We start from the raw sequence: 14750 nt of genomic DNA on the forward strand, positions 1-14750 counted from the left end.
CAGTGTAACGTTCGTGCGGGGCACGGAAGGCCCGCCCCAAATCCAAATTTGGGGGAATCCACGCCCGGCACCGAACTTGACTCCGTCCCAAAAAATAAGACACGTCTCCGCGCACTTGCGGGTCGTCTATTTCCCACTCCCCCCAAACGGTTCGTCATGAGCTCCCGACGCGACGCCCGCGAGCAGGTCATGAAGACGCTCTACGCGAACGAGCAGACCGACGGGGACGCCGAGCAGGCCCTGCACGCCCTCGTCCGGGTTCCGCTTGACGAGGACCCCTCGACGCGCGATTTTGCGGAGCACCTCTTCAGAGAGACACTGAAGACGATGGAAGAGGCCGACGAGATTATCGAAAAGCACGCGGACAACTGGGAGATCCACCGCATCGCGGCCATCGACCGGTCCCTCCTCCGAATGGCAACCACGGAGCTGCTGAAATTCGAGGAGGTTCCGCCGAAGGTATCGGTCGACGAGGCAATTGAGATCGCCAAGCGGTACAGCACCCCTCGAAGCGGCACGTTCGTCAACGGCGTGATCGACGCCATTCTGCTCGATCTCCACGACCAGGGGCGGCTCAACAAAACCGGCCGCGGCCTCATCGGAATGGACACAATTCAGGAGCGGGCCGGCTCGTCGTGAGTCACAAGCCCCGGGTTGCCTTTTCTTTCGCCCACACTGCAGGACACACGCGATGGGACTCATAGCCGTCGGCGACATCCACGGATGCCTCGAGTCGCTCAACGCCCTTCTGGATCGGCTGAACCCCTCGTCGGACGATCATCTCCTGTTCGTGGGCGACTACATCGACCGCGGCCCCGACTCGAGGGGGGTCATCGACCGGCTCTTGGACCTGCGCGAGAGCATCTCCTGTACGTTTTTGCGGGGCAACCACGAGGCGATGATGATCGACTACCTCGACTCGGGGGCCTTCAGCCTCTGGCGCATGAACGGAGGGGTCTCGACGCTCCAGAGCTACCTCAAGGGCGAGGGCTCGGAAGTCCACATTCCGGCCGCCCACGCCGAGTTTGTTCGGGAGACGAAGCTGTACCACGAGACGGATGATTTCCTGTTCGTGCACGCCGGGCTGCGGCCCGATCTCACGGTCGAAGAGAATCTGGATCGGCCCGACGAGGAAGTGCTCTTGTGGGAGCGTGGGCACCTGGAGGCCTCGGGGCTGGCCTGGGAAAAACCCGTGGTCTGCGGCCATACCCCCCAGCCCGACCCCATCAGTCACGAGAAGCTGATTCTCATCGACACCGGCTGCGTCTACCACATGAAGCCGGGCATGGGGCGCCTCACGGCGGTGCGCCTCCCGCAACGCGAATTTATCGACGTGCCGTACGCCGACGGATGACGCTGCGTCCACGTTGGGGTGCGTCCACGTTGGGGCAGGACCGCATCCGTTGGCCGAGCCATGCCCCCCCGGTCGTCTTCCCGTTCAGGTCTCAACCCTCCAATGTCTCTTCAGTGTGGCCTCGTCGGTCTTCCCAATGTCGGCAAGTCGACCATCTTCAATGCGCTGAGCAGTGCCGGGGCCGAGGCCGACAACTACCCGTTCTGTACGGTCGACCCGAACGTGGGGGTCGTGCCGGTTCCCGACGACCGGCTCCCCCGCGTGGCCGAACTGGCCGGGTCGCCGGAGACGATCCCCACCAGCATCGAGTTCGTCGACATCGCCGGACTCGTGGAGGGGGCGGCCGAGGGCGAAGGGCTGGGCAACCAGTTTCTCGCCCAAATCCGAGAGGTCGACGCCATTATTCACGTCGTGCGCTGCTTCGAGGACGAGGAGGTGGCCCACGTGGCCGGCTCCGTGGATCCGGCGCGGGACGTGGAGGTCATCAACACAGAGCTCCTGCTGAAGGACCTGGAGACGGTCGAGAAGCGGCTGGACAAGGTGCGGACGGCTGCGACGAAGGGGGACCAGGAGGCCGCCGAGGAGCTGGAGGTGTTCGAGCGGCTCCACGACCACCTGAGTCAGGGCGCGTGGGCCCGCTCGTTCGAGGCGAGAGCGGCCGAGCGGCCCCTCGTTGACGAATTGTTTTTGGTGACCGACAAGCCGGTCCTGTACGTTGCGAACGTGGGCGAGAACGATCTGCCCGACGGGAACGCGTACGTCGATCAGCTCCGGCCCATCGCCCAGAGTGAAGGGACCCGCGTCGTCGTCACGTCGGCGGAGCTGGAGGCCCAACTGACCGAGCTTGATCCTGAGGAGCGTCAGCTGTTCCTGGACGACTCGGGACTGCAGCGTGCCGGCCTCGAACGGCTTATCCACGCCGCGTACGATGTGTTGGATCTCATCACCTTCTTTACGGCCGACGAGAAGGGGGCGTACGCCTGGGCCATCGAGGAGGGGACCCGTGCCCCGCAGGCCGCCGGGGAGGTCCACAGCGACTTCGAACAGGGGTTCATCAGGGCCGAGACGATTCACTTCTCGGACTTCGACGAGGCTGGCTCCGAGGCTGCCGCCCGGGAGGCGGGGCTCCTTCGGACCGAGGGGAAGGACTACGTGGTGGAGGACGGAGACGTGATGGAGTTCCGGTTCAACGTGTAGGCGACCAAGGCAAGCACGAAGGAATACGTCTATTCGAGCGTCCTTCTGAGCGACCGACGATCGAAGGGAGGCGGGAGCCGAAGGGGCCCGCAGGGTCATCCTCTGGGAATCGTTCTGGCTCAGTGAGGATTCTGATTGCGAGACCCCCTGATTTCGAGACTCATTGGTCTGACGGGTGCTTTTGCTGCCCGTCGAAGAGATTGATTTCATCGGTCGCTTCACTCGTGTCTCGGCTCCGGTTCGCTACGCTCGGAATGGCTCATCAGTACGGTTCGTTTGCGGGTCTACCTGGGGGGGAGACGAGGCCCGAAGGGCGGGCACGCATTCCCCGTCCAGCCTCCCGAGGTGCAAGACGTCCGGTCTGCACCTCTGCGGTCCGCCCCCTATATTGACGTACGTCCTGTCCTTCCAAGCGACATTTCTCTCGTTATGACCTGCGTTCGTTCGTCGCTGCTCGCGACGCTCCTGGTGGGCGGCCTGCTCGGGGCGGGCTGCGCGTCGGACTCGGCCTCCAATTCCGAGCCCACCGTCTCCCCCACCGATACGATTGCGCCCGAGACGCGGGCCGACTCGGTCGCCTACCGGCTCCTCCAGGCCCACGGGATCGACGCGTGGGCGTCGTCCCCGTATCTTCGGTTTAACTTTGGCATCGAGACCCCGGGCGGGGCCCAGACGATCGCGCGGCACCTCTGGAACCGAGACACGGGCGCGTACCGGATGGAGTGGTCGGCCGGCCCGGATTCCTCCTACGTGGCCCTCGTCAACGTTCGGGATCCGCAGGAGGGCCGCCTGGACGGGACGGTCTACCTGAACGGGAATGAGTTAACGGGAGCGGCGGCGGAAACCGCCCGCGAAGAGGCCTACGGCCGGTTCGTGAACGACACGTACTGGCTGCTGGCCCCGCTAAAAGCCTTCGACCCGGGCGTCAACCGCACCTACGTGCCGGACTCGTCCACGGCCGAGCACGACGTGATCCGGCTCACCTTCGACGACGTGGGGCGCACCCCGGGCGACCGGTACTGGCTCTACGTGTCGACCGAGACGGGCCGGCTCGACCGGTGGGCCTACCACCTCCAGGGAATGCCGGAGGACGCGCCGCCGCAGTTCTACGACTGGACGCAGTACCGGAAGCTGCCGCCACCGGACGGAACGGTGCGCCTTGCGTCGCGCAAAGAGGCCGTCGGGGCGGAGCAGGCGCTTCTCACCAATCAGTTGGCGCTGCCCAAATCGCCCCCGGAGGGGGCTTTTTCGACCCCCAACCCGATGCTGGGCGGCGAGTAGTCCTGCGTCTTCCGACGGGCCCTGGCGTGCCCAGGGGCCGTTCTGTGCTGACCGACCGATGACCGACGAACCACCGTGGACTACCGGTTCCAAATCGCGCGGCGCTACCTGGCCAGCCGGCGCGAGGTGTCGCTCATCTCAATCATCACCGGCATCTCGACGGTGGGGGTGACCCTCGGGGTCGCGTCGCTTATCGTGGTGCTTTCCGTGATGAACGGGTTCTACGACGTGGTGCGGGACGTTCTCGTGTCGCTCGATCCGCACGTCCGGGTTGTGAGTGCGCAGGGGCAGGGCGTCGCCAACGTGGACTCGCTCCTCCGTATCGCCCGCGAGACCCGGCACGTGGCGGCCGCGGCGCCCTACGTGGAGGGCAAGGCCCTGCTGATGAGCGACAACACGGACGACGCCAATCGGGTGGTGCGCGTCCGGGGGGTCGAGGCGTCCATGATGGAGGGGGCGGCCCCGACGATGGCCATGGGGCGCTTCGACCTGGGCCGGAATGCGGACGGGGTGCCGGGGGTCGTGCTGAATCAACGACTTGGGCAGCGCGCCGGGCTCGTGCCGGCGGGCCGGGCCCAGTCGAGTCCCGCGGTGGGGTTGCTGTCGGCGCCGGCCGTGGAGCGCACCCTCACGAACATCTTTGGAAGCCCGCCGGTGCGGCGCTTCGAGGTGCGGGGGCTCTTCCAGTCGCAGGGGACCTCGCAGGGCCAGCGCGTCTTCGTGTCGCTGGCGGAGGCGCAGCAGCTGTTTCGGACCGAGGGCCGGGTGACCGGGGTGGAGCTCCGCCTCGACAACCTGGAACGGGCCGCGGGCGTGAAGGCCGCCCTGCAGCAGAAGCTCGGGACCGACCGGTACACCGTGCAGACGTGGTACGACCTGCAGCGGTCGCTCTACGACGTGATGCAGCTGGAGAAGTGGGGCGCCTCGGCCATCCTCGGGCTCATCGTGATCGTGGCGGCCTTTAACATCATCGGCTCCCTGACGATGGTGGTGATCGAAAAGCGGGCCGACGTGGGGGCGCTCCAGGCCATGGGCGTTTCTCGGGGAGACGTACGTCGCATCTTCCTGCTCGAAGGGGCGCTCATCGGCGCGCTCGGAACGGGATTGGGGCTCGTCCTGGGGCTTGGCCTTGCCTTCTTGCAGCAGCACTACGGACTTGTGCCGATGGCCCAGGCCGAGTCGTTTCTCATCGACGCCTACCCGGTGTCGGTACAGGCCCTCGACGTGGTGCTCATCGCGGTCGTTTCGTTTGGGCTTTGTGTGCTGGCCGCCCTGTACCCGGCCGTCCGGGCGGCCGCCATCGAGCCGGCCCGGGCCGTGCACCTGGACGGCTGAGTCGACGGGCATGGGGCAGGGCGTTGGGCAGGGAGGGGACCCGGTACCCGTTCAGTCCCATTAGAACGCCCGGTCCGGTCGTCCGACCGGGCGTCGTCCTTTTTCCGTCTTGTGCCTCACTCTCATGACCAACGACGCGTTCGATCTGATCGGCCTTCCGGACCGTCCCGAAAAGCCGCGGGAGCGGGGGCTGACTCACATGCTGGACAAGGGCCTGTCGGCCCGGGAGGTCGAAAATGTGCTCAATGGGGCCGCCCACATCATCGACGTCGCCAAGCTCGGATGGGGGACGGCGGCCGTCACGAAGAACTTGGAAACAAAGCTGGACGTCTACCGGGAAGCCGGCATTCCCTTCTTCTTCGGCGGCACGCTCTTCGAAGCGTACTTCCTCCGGGATCAGATCGACGACTATCGCCGCCTCCTCGACGACCTGGACGTGCATCACGTCGAGATTTCCGCCGGGGCCGTTGCGATGGCGCACGAGGACAAGCTGGACTTCATCGAGCTCTTCGCGAAGGACTTCACCGTCGTGAGCGAGGTCGGCTCCAAGGACTCCAGCGACGTGATGGCCCCGTACCGGTGGGTCGAGTTTATGCAGGCGGAGCTGGCGGCCGGTAGCTGGAAGGTGACCGCCGAGTCGCGGGAGGCCGGAACTGCCGGTCTCTTCCGCCCGAATGGCGAGGTGCGGACGGGCCTCGTCGACGAGATTCTGTCCCGGGTCGACCCCCACGACATCATCTTCGAGGCCCCGAACAAGAGACAGCAGGCCTGGCTCATCAAACACCAGGGGGCCAACGTCAACCTCGGCAACATTCATCCCGAGGAGGTCGTCCCGCTCGAAACGCTGCGCCTGGGCCTGCGCGGGGATACGCTCTTTGAATTTCTCACCCCGGGGATCACGCCCCATCTTCCCGGCGGCTCCCCCTCGGGGGACGGGCATTCCTGAGCGGGCGCCCGGCCACGCCCCGAGACGAACGGAAGACGAGAACTCGTATCGAAGAACTCGTATCGAAATTGCGGTGTCTTCACGAACAAAGCCCCGCAGTGCCGCCTTCAACCTTGTCGATCTGATGCGCGCAAGCCGCACGCCCGGCCCGCGCCGTTTCGGAACGACGACACGTCAACAGACACGAACCGTCCCACGAGGTGCGTTATGGCTCGCAAAGATGACGTCACGGGCGAGGGGCCGGTGACGGGAAACAGCGTCTCCGACTCCAACCAGAAAACCAACCGCCGCTTTAAGCGCAACCTGCACGAAAAGCGGTTTTACATTCCCTCCGAGGACCGTCACGTAAAGCTGAAGGTGTCCTCGAAAACCCTGAAGACCATCAACAAAAGGGGCATCCAGGCGGTTTTGGAGGAGGCCCGCAAGCAGGGCTACGACGTGTAGGGCGCTTCGTTGCTGGATGCGCCCCCGTGGCGTTTCGAAGCCGCAACTGACCCAACCAACCAACCCACAGTCCGATGGCCACAGGTGATCGCGTTCAGGTCATACTCGAGTGCACGGAGGAGCCGGGAACGTCGCGCTACCACACGACGAAGAACCGGAAGAACACCTCCGACCGGCTCGAGCTCATGAAGTACAACCCCGTCCTCCAGAAGCATACCCTTCACCGAGAGAAGAAATAAGCCATGGCAGACCAGAGCACATCCGCCTCGCGCAAGATGGCGAAGCTCATCGTTGCCGAGGAAAAAGAAGACGGCAACTACGGCTTCCGCGAGAAAATCATCCCCCTCGACGACGTTGAGGAGGAGCTTGAAGAGGCCAAGGAGTTAACCTAGACGGGCGCCCACCGCCACTCGGGGCGTGGCGCAGTCTGGCAGCGCACCTGCTTTGGGGGCAGGTGGTCGCCGGTTCGAATCCGGCCGCCCCGACACCCACCCCCTAGAGCCGCTCCGTGTGATCGATAGCGCTCCATGTTTCGCTCTGCGCCCGTAGCTCAGTTGGATAGAGCAGCGGACTTCAACAGGAGCGTCCACGTGGCGACGCGTGGACTGCACGGTGCCGTAACGGGGAATCCTGTGAAATGGCAACCCCGTGGAAACTCAAGGGGACGACCTTGAGGCTCCGTAGAGACTGTACGCATCGCGCCCCGGGCGTCTCCGGGACGAAGAGACAGTCCAGGCCACAAATCCCGAGTGTCATCGGGAGCAGCGAAAGCTGCAGTGGTAGGCTAATCCGCAGGCCGCAGGTTCGAATCCTGCCGGGCGTACACTTCGGGCCGTCGTTCTCGCCCTGAGGAGAGGAACTCAGTCCGGAATCTCCTCATTACAATATTGAGACACACCTTGGTGACGTGGCCGAGTGGTCAGGCAGAGGCCTGCAAAGCCTCCTACGGCGGTTCGAATCCGCCCGTCACCTCCTGCAGGCGCCCCTGGGCTCGGCCCGGCGGGCGCTTTTCGTCGTTCACGCCCCTCTGCCGATATTTGTGCCGGGAACCGGACAGCCGATGCCCTTCCGTTCCACGGCCACAGAGAATCCACGGCCACGGAGAAAGCCTCGAACTGCTTGAAGGGTGAGCCCCGACGGCGCGCCGCAGTGTGCGCTAGAAGGGCGCGTCGTCCTCGAAGGAGCCGCCCCCGCCCGCGTTCCCGTCGGGGGGCATGGGGGCAGAGCCGTCGCCCTGGGGCGGGCCGCCCCCGGGATTGTCGTACTGGGTGGTGAGGGGCTCGAAGCGGGCGTACTGGTCGACGAACGCCAGCTCGACGGAGCCGATGGGGCCGTTGCGCTGCTTCCCCACAATGATCTCGGCGATCCCTTCGGTGGAGTTGCCCTGCTCGTCGACCGTGATGCCGTAGCGCTCGGCCCGGTAGATAAACGAGACCACGTCGGCGTCCTGCTCGATCGAGCCCGACTCGCGGAGGTCCGAAAGCTGGGGGCGCTTGTCGCCGCCCCGATTCTCGACGGCGCGGTTGAGCTGAGAGAGGGCGATGACGGGAATGTCGAGCTCCTTGGCCAGGCCCTTGAGCGAGCGGGAGATGTGGGCGATTTCCTGCTCGCGGTTGGCCCCGCTGCGCAGGTTGGCGCCGGAGGCCTGCATGAGCTGCAGGTAGTCGACCACGACCAGCCCGAGTTCGTGTTCGGCCTTCAGGCGGCGGCACTTGGCGCGGAGCTCCAGCACGCTGAGGCCCGGGGTGTCGTCGATGTAGATGTCCGCGTCGCTGAGGGCCCCAGCCGCCCGGGCCAGGCGTTGCCAGTCGTCGTCCTTCATCCGGCCCGTGCGGGCCCGGTGCGCGTCCACACGGGCCTCGGAGGTGAGCATGCGCTGGGCGAGCTGCTGCGCGCCCATCTCCAGCGAAAAGATCGCCACGCCCGTCGACCGCTCCGGGTGCGTGGCGGCGTTCTGGGCCGACGCGAGCGCGAAAGCAGTGTTGTGTGTGACCGTCCCGTCCCCCAGCAGAAATCGGCCGTTCCCGTCGAGCGTGAAGCCGTAGTAGTTCCCCACCCCGTCGGGTTCAACCTTGATCCCCGTCACCCGCCAGTCGCGGAAGTCGGTCCAGGGGGCAGCTTGCTTGCGCTCAACACGGACTGGAATCTCGTCGACGTTTCCGTTGAATCGGACACGATGACCCTCGGACGCATGGCCCGTTTCTGCAATCCCGGCCGTTTTTTGCGTGAGTGAGGTTCGGTAGCCGAGCGTGTCGCAAAGAAACTTGATGTCCTGAGCGAGCTTTTCGCTCGACTGCGTAATCTCGTAGGTCCCTCCGTGCCCGTCGTTGAGGTGGCCGTCGCTGTCGATGAGGCCGGCCAGAAGACGAAGCCGCTTCCCACGAGAATTGCCGAGGTAAAGTTGGGGAATGTGCTTGTCGCCCAGAACGCCCAGTGCACGCAGGGCGCCCTGTACAGATTCGCGGGTGGCCATCGCTCCGCCTCGATCTCCACTCTTCACGAGGTAGGCGGGGCAGCGGCGGTGCTCGTCCGAGGCGCTGACCGTATCCCCGCGCTTTTCGGCAATCTCTTGGAGTCCCGTGCTGACCTCGTCGTCAGTGGTGTAGATGCGGGCGTTGTCCGACTTCCCGTCTCCGAGCCAGAGACCCAGAAAATAAGGATCGAGTGGAACGGGCTGATCGGGAAACTCCGCGGCGACCTTGAACCCCTTGTTGTCATCCTTCCACTTCTCGGACTGGTCGAGGTAGTCGCGGACTGAGATATCGGCAATTGCCCCCCGGTCGCGCGCCCCCTCTTGACGGCTCTTCTTGAGAGAAAGGATGTGGCTCTCGTTCACGCGGTAGTCCATTCCCTGCTTCTGACGAACCCAGTACATCTCTTCCCGGCCGCGAGCGAGAGACCGCACGGTCCGCGGCGTCCCGTCGTCTCCCATGAGCCGATCGCCGACCTCCACCTTCTCCACGGGCTTCGTGCGTCCGTCGTACATCATCACCGGTGTGCCTTTCCCCAGGCACTTTCCCATGGAGGGGCGGGCCGCAATGATGATAAGGTCGGAGTCCTGCCAGCCGCTCGTCAGGTCGTCGAGCTTGGGGAAGCCGCTGGGCACGCCCGTGATGCCGCCGTCCTGGCCGTGGATGGTCTCGAGGCGCTCCAGGGTGTCCTTCACCACCTCGTTCATCGGGGCGGCGGCCTTGCGGAGCTGGTTGTCCGAGATCTGAAAGATCTTGCTCTCCGCCTCGTCGAGCAGCTCGAAGGCATCGGCCCCCGGGTCGTAGGCCTTCTGCACGACCGTCGTCATCGTCTCGATCATGCGGCGGAGCAGCGACTTCTCCGCGATGATGCGGGCGTGGTACTCCACGTTCGCCGCGGAGGCGACCTGTGTGGTGAGCTCGGTCAGGTAGTAGGCGCCCCCAATCTCCTCCAGCTTGTCGCGGCGCCGCAGCTCCTCGGTGAGGGTGACGAGGTCTACGGGGTTGCCCCGCTCGAAGAGGTCCTGGATGCAGCCGTAGATGCTCTGGTGCTTGCTCTCGTAGAAGGCATCCGACGGAAGGATCTCGATGGCCTGCGGAATGGCCTCCCGCTCGATGAGCATGGCGCCGAGGACGGACTTCTCCACGTCAACGGCCTGCGGCGGGACGCGCCCCGACTGCTCGTGGACCGCCTGGGCCTGTTCGCGCTGCTGCTCGCCCGTGCCGCCTCGCATCTTTTCGAGGGGGTAGGACGACCGGGACGACTCGTCAATATTGAACCGCTGGGAGTCGTCGTTTTCAGCCATGAACGGAGGGAAAAAGACTTGGGGAGAAAAAAAGACGCATCCGCTCGCAGGGTCCAGAGGCCGGGAACACTCCTCGGACAAGGAGACCGGCGCGGGGGCGATCAGGTTTCGTCCGTCAACCTTCGTCCGTCAACCTTCGTCCGTCAACTGGTCGTAGCGGGTACGGAGCAGCTTGACGTCCTCCCACGTCGGCCGCTTCCACTGCGAGTTACGCAGGAGGGCGGCCGGGTGGTAGGTCGCCATCAGGGGGATGCCGTAGAAGTCGTGCTCCTGATCCCGCAGGTTGGAGAGGGAGGAGCTCCGATCCAGAAGCGTGTTGCCGGCCACCTTGCCCACGGTGAGAATGATCTTCGGACGGAGCAGCGCGATCTGCTTGTAGAGCACCGGCAGGTGCGCGTCGATTTCTTCCGACTTCGGGTTGCGGTTGCGAGGGGGGCGGCTTTTCAGGATGTTGGTGATGTAGACGTCCTCCCGCTCGAAGTTGATCGCGTCGAGAATCTTATCGAGGAGCTGCCCGGCCCGGCCGACGAACGGTTCGCCCTCTTCGTCCTCGTTGCGTCCGGGCGCCTCCCCGATGATAACGAGGTCGGCCTCCGGGTCCCCCACGCCAAAGACGGGGTTTTCCCGATCCTCGTCGATGGGCACGAGCACGTTGTCGGCGAAGTACTGCTCCACCTCCTCCAGCGTGTCGGCGTCCTTGTACGGGGCGTCGTCGGGGATGAGGGCCTCGATGCGCTCCGGGGGAGGCAGGGAGGGGTCCTCGGCGGGGTCTACCTGGTTGCCAAACAGATCGTAGTTGGGCATATCGGGATCGGGTCCAGCGTCGTCGGGGGCAGTGTGTGAGGGCGTGTCGGTTTCGGGAGGGGGCGCGTCGGGCGACGGAGACGGTGTGGCCTCCGTCGCATCCTCCGCAGGGGGCACGGGAAGCAGGTCTCCGTGGAGCGCACGTTCGTGCTCAACGATGGCCCGCAGCTCGCGGAGGAGGTCGTGCATCGGATGGGAGAGCGGTCGTAAAAGCTACGTGGTTTGCTCGTGGCGGGCGGCCAGTACGCGGTCGAGCAGGGCCTCGGCCACCTCGGCCTTCGGCATCCGGGGGAGGTTCTCGGTCGCGCCGTCGGGCCGAAGGAGCGTCACCCGGTTCGTGGAGGCCCCGAAGCCGGCCCCGTCCTCCGTCGGGTCGTTAACCACAACCCAGTCGAGGTTCTTCTCGTCCCGCTTGCGCCGGGCGTTGTCGAGGAGGTCGTCGGTTTCCAGCGCGAATCCCACGAGGACCTGACCGGGCTGCTTGTGCTCCCCGAGGGTTTGTAGGATATCGGGGGTGCGGCGGAGGTGCAAGACCCGGTCGTCGTCCGTCTTCTTCCGTTTGGAGGTCGACGGGTCGGCCGGGGCGTAGTCGGCCACCGCGGCGGCCATAAACACGTAGTCGGCGTCCGTGCGCCGGGCCTGCACGGCCTCGTTCATCTCCTCGGCCGTTTCTACGGGCACGACCTCCACGTCCGGCGGGGGGGAGAGGGCGGTGGGCCCCGTCACGAGCGTCACCGACGCGCCGCGCGCCGCCGCGGCTTCGGCCAGGGCGTAGCCCATCGTTCCCGTCGAGGGGTTCGTGAGGACGCGGGCCGGGTCGATGGGCTCGCGGGTGGGGCCGGCGGTCACGAGCACGTCGTGCCCGACCAGGGACGCGTCTTCGTGCGTCTCGGTCTCCGTAAGCATCTCGGCCACACGTTCCAGAATGGCCTCGGGCTCGGGCATTCGACCCTGCCCCACGAGCCCGCTCGCGAGCTCGCCGTGGGCGGCGGGCATCACCTCGTACCCGATCTCTTGAAGCCGCTCCAGGTTGTCCTGCGTCGCGGCGTGTCGGTACATGTCCCGATCCATGGCCGGACACACCAGAAGCGGGCAGCGGGCCGAAAGGGCCGTGGCCGTGAGCATCGAGTCGCAGAAGCCGTGGGCGAGCTTGGCGACCGTCTGGGCCGTGGCGGGGGCCACGACGAAGAGGTCCCCCCACTGGCCCAACGTGACGTGCTTCGTCCACGCCCCCTCCTCATTTTCCGGAAAGATGTCCGTCAACACCTCTTTCTCGGAGAGCGTCCCGAGTGTGAGCGGCGTTACGAAGCGCTCGGCGTCCGGGGTCATGAGCACCTGCACCTCGGCCCCGGCCTTCTTCAGGTGCCGCACGAGCGGCGCGGCCTTGTACGCCGCGATGCTGCCCGTGACCCCCAGCACCACACATCGTCCGGACAGGTCGAGGGGGGTGGGCATTGGGGGGAGCGGAGCAACGAAGAAGCAACAGGCCGGTCGGTGGGTCCCTTGCCCGCGAGCCCGCAGGGGGGAGGATCACCCGCCGGATTCGGGGACGGGGCGACGGCGGATCGTTCGTCTGGGAGCACGGCCCGCACGCGCAGTCCGTCCCCCCGCACGGACGCACGACTGGACGAGACGAACGGGCGGACTACTCGTCGTCGGGCTTGCGGTAGTAGATCTTGTCCTCGAGAAACTCGTCGATGGCGACCTCCGTCGGCTCGGGCTGTTTCTCGTACTCGAGGGAGACCTTCTCCTGCTCCTCCTGCATGCGGGCGTCCTCCATTTCCGGCCCGAAGCCCTCAAAGTAGGACAGCTTGTCGTCCAGCTCCGAGCGCGTATCGGAGGCCACCTGCCGCGACCGCTTTGACAGAATGGCGACGGTCTCGTAGAGGTTGCCGGTCTTTTCGGCCAGCTTGTCCAGGTCTAACGTTTCGATTGCCATGGGTAGAACGGGGCTACTTCGAAAGAAGGTGAGGGCCCGAGCGGTGGGCGCCGGTGGCGTGTGCGGCCTTGTGGGCACGTGTTCGAAGGGACGACCGTCCGGTCTCGCCCACGGGTGTACCCTGTGCCTGCCGTCACGAACTCAGAAACTGACGAATTCGGGTGAGGGTTTCCTCGACCGCGGTGTCCAGGTCATCATTCACGACCACCGCATCGCAGTCGTCGGCCCGATCCATTTCCTGCTCGACCCGGTCGAGGCGGTCCTGAAGCGACTCACGGTCCTCGGTGCCGCGTCCTTCGAGCCGGCGCCGCAGCTCGTCGAGGGACGGGGGGGCCACGAACAGTATGAGGGCGTCGTCCCCGAAAATGCGCTTGACGTTGAGGGCCCCTTTCACGTCAATGTCGAGCAGCACAGGCCCGTCGTTGGCCTGGTCTTCGACCTCCGAGCGGAGCGTCCCGTAGAACTGATCGGGGTACACCTCTTCGTACTCGAGCAGATCGCCGGCATCGATCCGGGCGCGAAATTCCTCCGGGGAGAGAAAGTGGTAGTCCACCCCGTCCGTCTCGTCGGGGCGCGGGGCCCGCGTCGTGGCCGATACGGAAAACTGCATGTCCGGCATCGCCTCCAGTACCCGATGGGCAATGGTGGTCTTGCCGGCGCCGCTCGGGGCCGTCAGTACGACGATGTTGCGGTCGGGCATCGTGCGTTGAGGGTTCAGTGTTCGGGGTCGAGGATTGGGGGCAAACCGTCTTCCGGAACGCTCAACGCCCAACCCTCAACGAATTATTCCACGTTTCGAATCTGCTCTTTAATCTTTTCGATCTCCTCCTTCATCTCCACCGCCTCCCGGGAGATGGTTTCGTCGTCGGCCTTGGCCCCGATCGTGTTCGCCTCCCGGTGGATTTCCTGGGTGATGAACTTCAGTTTGCGGCCGGACGGCTCGTCGGCGTCGAGGGCCTCCCGAAACATCTTGAGGTGGGAGTGGAGGCGGACGCACTCCTCGGTCACGTCGAGCTTATCGGCGAGGAGGGCCATTTCGGTTTCGAGGCGGTCGGCGTCGAGGTGCTCGTCGTCGAGCAGCTCCCCGAGGCGATCGCGGAGCTGGGCCTGCCGCTCCTCCACGCGGGCCGGGGCCCGTGCCTCGATCGCGTCGAGGTGCTCGTCGATGGCGCGGGTGCGCCGTTCCAGGTCGTCGCGCAGCGCGTCGCCCTCCTCGCGGCGCATCGCCTGCAGGTCGTCGATGGCGGCGTCGAGGGCCTGCGTCACGGCCGGCCATGCGCGCTGAATTTTGGCCGCCTCCCGCTCCTCCTCCCCCGCAAAGATGTCCTCAAACTCCAGCAGGTGATCGATCCGAATCGGCGCCTCGATCTGTGCGGCCGCGGCGAGCTGTTCCAGGCGCCGCTTGTGGTGCATCGCCGCGTCGGCGTCCACGTCGACCGGCAGGGGGTCCGCACCCTTGAGCTCGGCGGAAACGTTGACGTCGAATTGGCCCCGCTCGAAGGCCTCCTTCATCTGCATCCGCACGTCCGACTCCGCCTCGGGGAGCGGGTCCGGGAGGTGGACGAAGACGTTGAGGTGGCGCTTGTTCGTCGACTGGATTTCTACGGTCGCCGAGGCGTCCTCGGTGCTGGCGTGGCCGCGCCCGAAGCCCGTCATGCTACGAATCATAAGGGGG

General features: G+C 65.7%; 15 protein-coding genes and 2 tRNA genes. 11 read left to right on the forward strand and 6 right to left on the reverse strand.

Annotated elements, in window-relative coordinates; translation table 11 throughout:
• The first annotated feature begins 156 nt into the window (after positions 1–156).
• From nusB to OJA40_RS08075, 11 genes are all read left to right on the forward strand, one after another.
• Entirely contained in the window at positions 157–639 is a 483-nt protein-coding gene (gene nusB, locus OJA40_RS08025; protein WP_011402806.1) for a transcription antitermination factor NusB, read from the forward strand.
• Positions 640–691: 52 nt separating this feature from the next.
• Positions 692–1354 carry a metallophosphoesterase family protein gene (locus OJA40_RS08030; RefSeq protein ID WP_208425243.1) on the forward strand — a complete coding sequence of 221 codons (663 nt, stop codon included), beginning with the start codon at positions 692–694 and terminating at the stop codon, positions 1352–1354.
• 102 nt (positions 1355–1456) lie between these two features.
• Positions 1457–2551, forward strand: a complete 1095-nt coding sequence (ychF, locus tag OJA40_RS08035) for a redox-regulated ATPase YchF (RefSeq protein ID WP_208425242.1) — start codon at positions 1457–1459, stop codon at positions 2549–2551.
• A gap of 429 nt (positions 2552–2980) precedes the next feature.
• Positions 2981–3832: a hypothetical protein gene (locus OJA40_RS08040; protein WP_263808419.1), complete on the forward strand. Its 852-nt coding sequence runs from the start codon at positions 2981–2983 to the stop codon at positions 3830–3832.
• Between the two features lie 75 nt (positions 3833–3907).
• On the forward strand, positions 3908–5167 hold the full coding sequence (locus OJA40_RS08045; RefSeq protein WP_208425240.1) for an ABC transporter permease: 1260 nt from the start codon (positions 3908–3910) through the stop codon (positions 5165–5167).
• Between the two features lie 124 nt (positions 5168–5291).
• Complete coding sequence (locus tag OJA40_RS08050; RefSeq protein ID WP_208425239.1) at positions 5292–6113, forward strand: phosphosulfolactate synthase; 822 nt, start codon at positions 5292–5294, stop codon at positions 6111–6113.
• Between the two features lie 207 nt (positions 6114–6320).
• A complete protein-coding gene (gene rpmB, locus OJA40_RS08055) occupies positions 6321–6557 on the forward strand; it encodes a 50S ribosomal protein L28 (RefSeq protein WP_208425238.1) in 237 nt (78 codons plus the stop codon).
• 74 nt (positions 6558–6631) lie between these two features.
• Entirely contained in the window at positions 6632–6796 is a 165-nt protein-coding gene (gene rpmG / locus OJA40_RS08060; protein WP_011402813.1) for a 50S ribosomal protein L33, read from the forward strand.
• A gap of 3 nt (positions 6797–6799) precedes the next feature.
• A complete protein-coding gene (locus tag OJA40_RS08065) occupies positions 6800–6949 on the forward strand; it encodes a hypothetical protein (protein ID WP_199234222.1) in 150 nt (49 codons plus the stop codon).
• 19 nt (positions 6950–6968) lie between these two features.
• A tRNA-Pro gene (locus OJA40_RS08070) sits at positions 6969–7042 on the forward strand.
• Positions 7043–7458: 416 nt separating this feature from the next.
• Positions 7459–7529 (forward strand) — tRNA-Cys (locus OJA40_RS08075).
• 184 nt (positions 7530–7713) lie between these two features.
• Here the strand turns inward: OJA40_RS08075 and dnaB are convergent.
• The 6 genes from dnaB to OJA40_RS08105 all read right to left on the reverse strand — a co-directional run bounded on the left by dnaB (position 7714) and on the right by OJA40_RS08105 (position 14743).
• Positions 7714–10332 (reverse strand): replicative DNA helicase, encoded by a 2619-nt coding sequence (gene dnaB, locus OJA40_RS08080; protein WP_208425237.1) that lies wholly within the window; start codon positions 10330–10332, stop codon positions 7714–7716.
• Between the two features lie 129 nt (positions 10333–10461).
• Positions 10462–11325, reverse strand: a complete 864-nt coding sequence (locus tag OJA40_RS08085) for a uracil-DNA glycosylase (RefSeq protein ID WP_208425236.1) — start codon at positions 11323–11325, stop codon at positions 10462–10464.
• A 24-nt stretch (positions 11326–11349) separates the two neighbouring features.
• Entirely contained in the window at positions 11350–12591 is a 1242-nt protein-coding gene (gene coaBC, locus OJA40_RS08090; RefSeq protein ID WP_208425235.1) for a bifunctional phosphopantothenoylcysteine decarboxylase/phosphopantothenate--cysteine ligase CoaBC, read from the reverse strand.
• A 190-nt stretch (positions 12592–12781) separates the two neighbouring features.
• Positions 12782–13075 carry a DNA-directed RNA polymerase subunit omega gene (locus OJA40_RS08095; RefSeq protein WP_043551655.1) on the reverse strand — a complete coding sequence of 98 codons (294 nt, stop codon included), beginning with the start codon at positions 13073–13075 and terminating at the stop codon, positions 12782–12784.
• A 133-nt stretch (positions 13076–13208) separates the two neighbouring features.
• The gene (gene gmk, locus OJA40_RS08100; RefSeq protein WP_208425233.1) at positions 13209–13775 is read right to left on the reverse strand and encodes a guanylate kinase; all 567 of its coding nucleotides are present in this window, start codon (positions 13773–13775) and stop codon (positions 13209–13211) included.
• Positions 13776–13858: 83 nt separating this feature from the next.
• The gene (locus tag OJA40_RS08105; RefSeq protein WP_208425232.1) at positions 13859–14743 is read right to left on the reverse strand and encodes a YicC/YloC family endoribonuclease; all 885 of its coding nucleotides are present in this window, start codon (positions 14741–14743) and stop codon (positions 13859–13861) included.
• Positions 14744–14750 lie beyond the last annotated feature (7 nt).

Source organism: Salinibacter pepae, assembly GCF_947077775.1.
In the GTDB taxonomy this organism is placed as follows: Bacteria; Bacteroidota; Rhodothermia; order Rhodothermales; family Salinibacteraceae; genus Salinibacter; species Salinibacter pepae.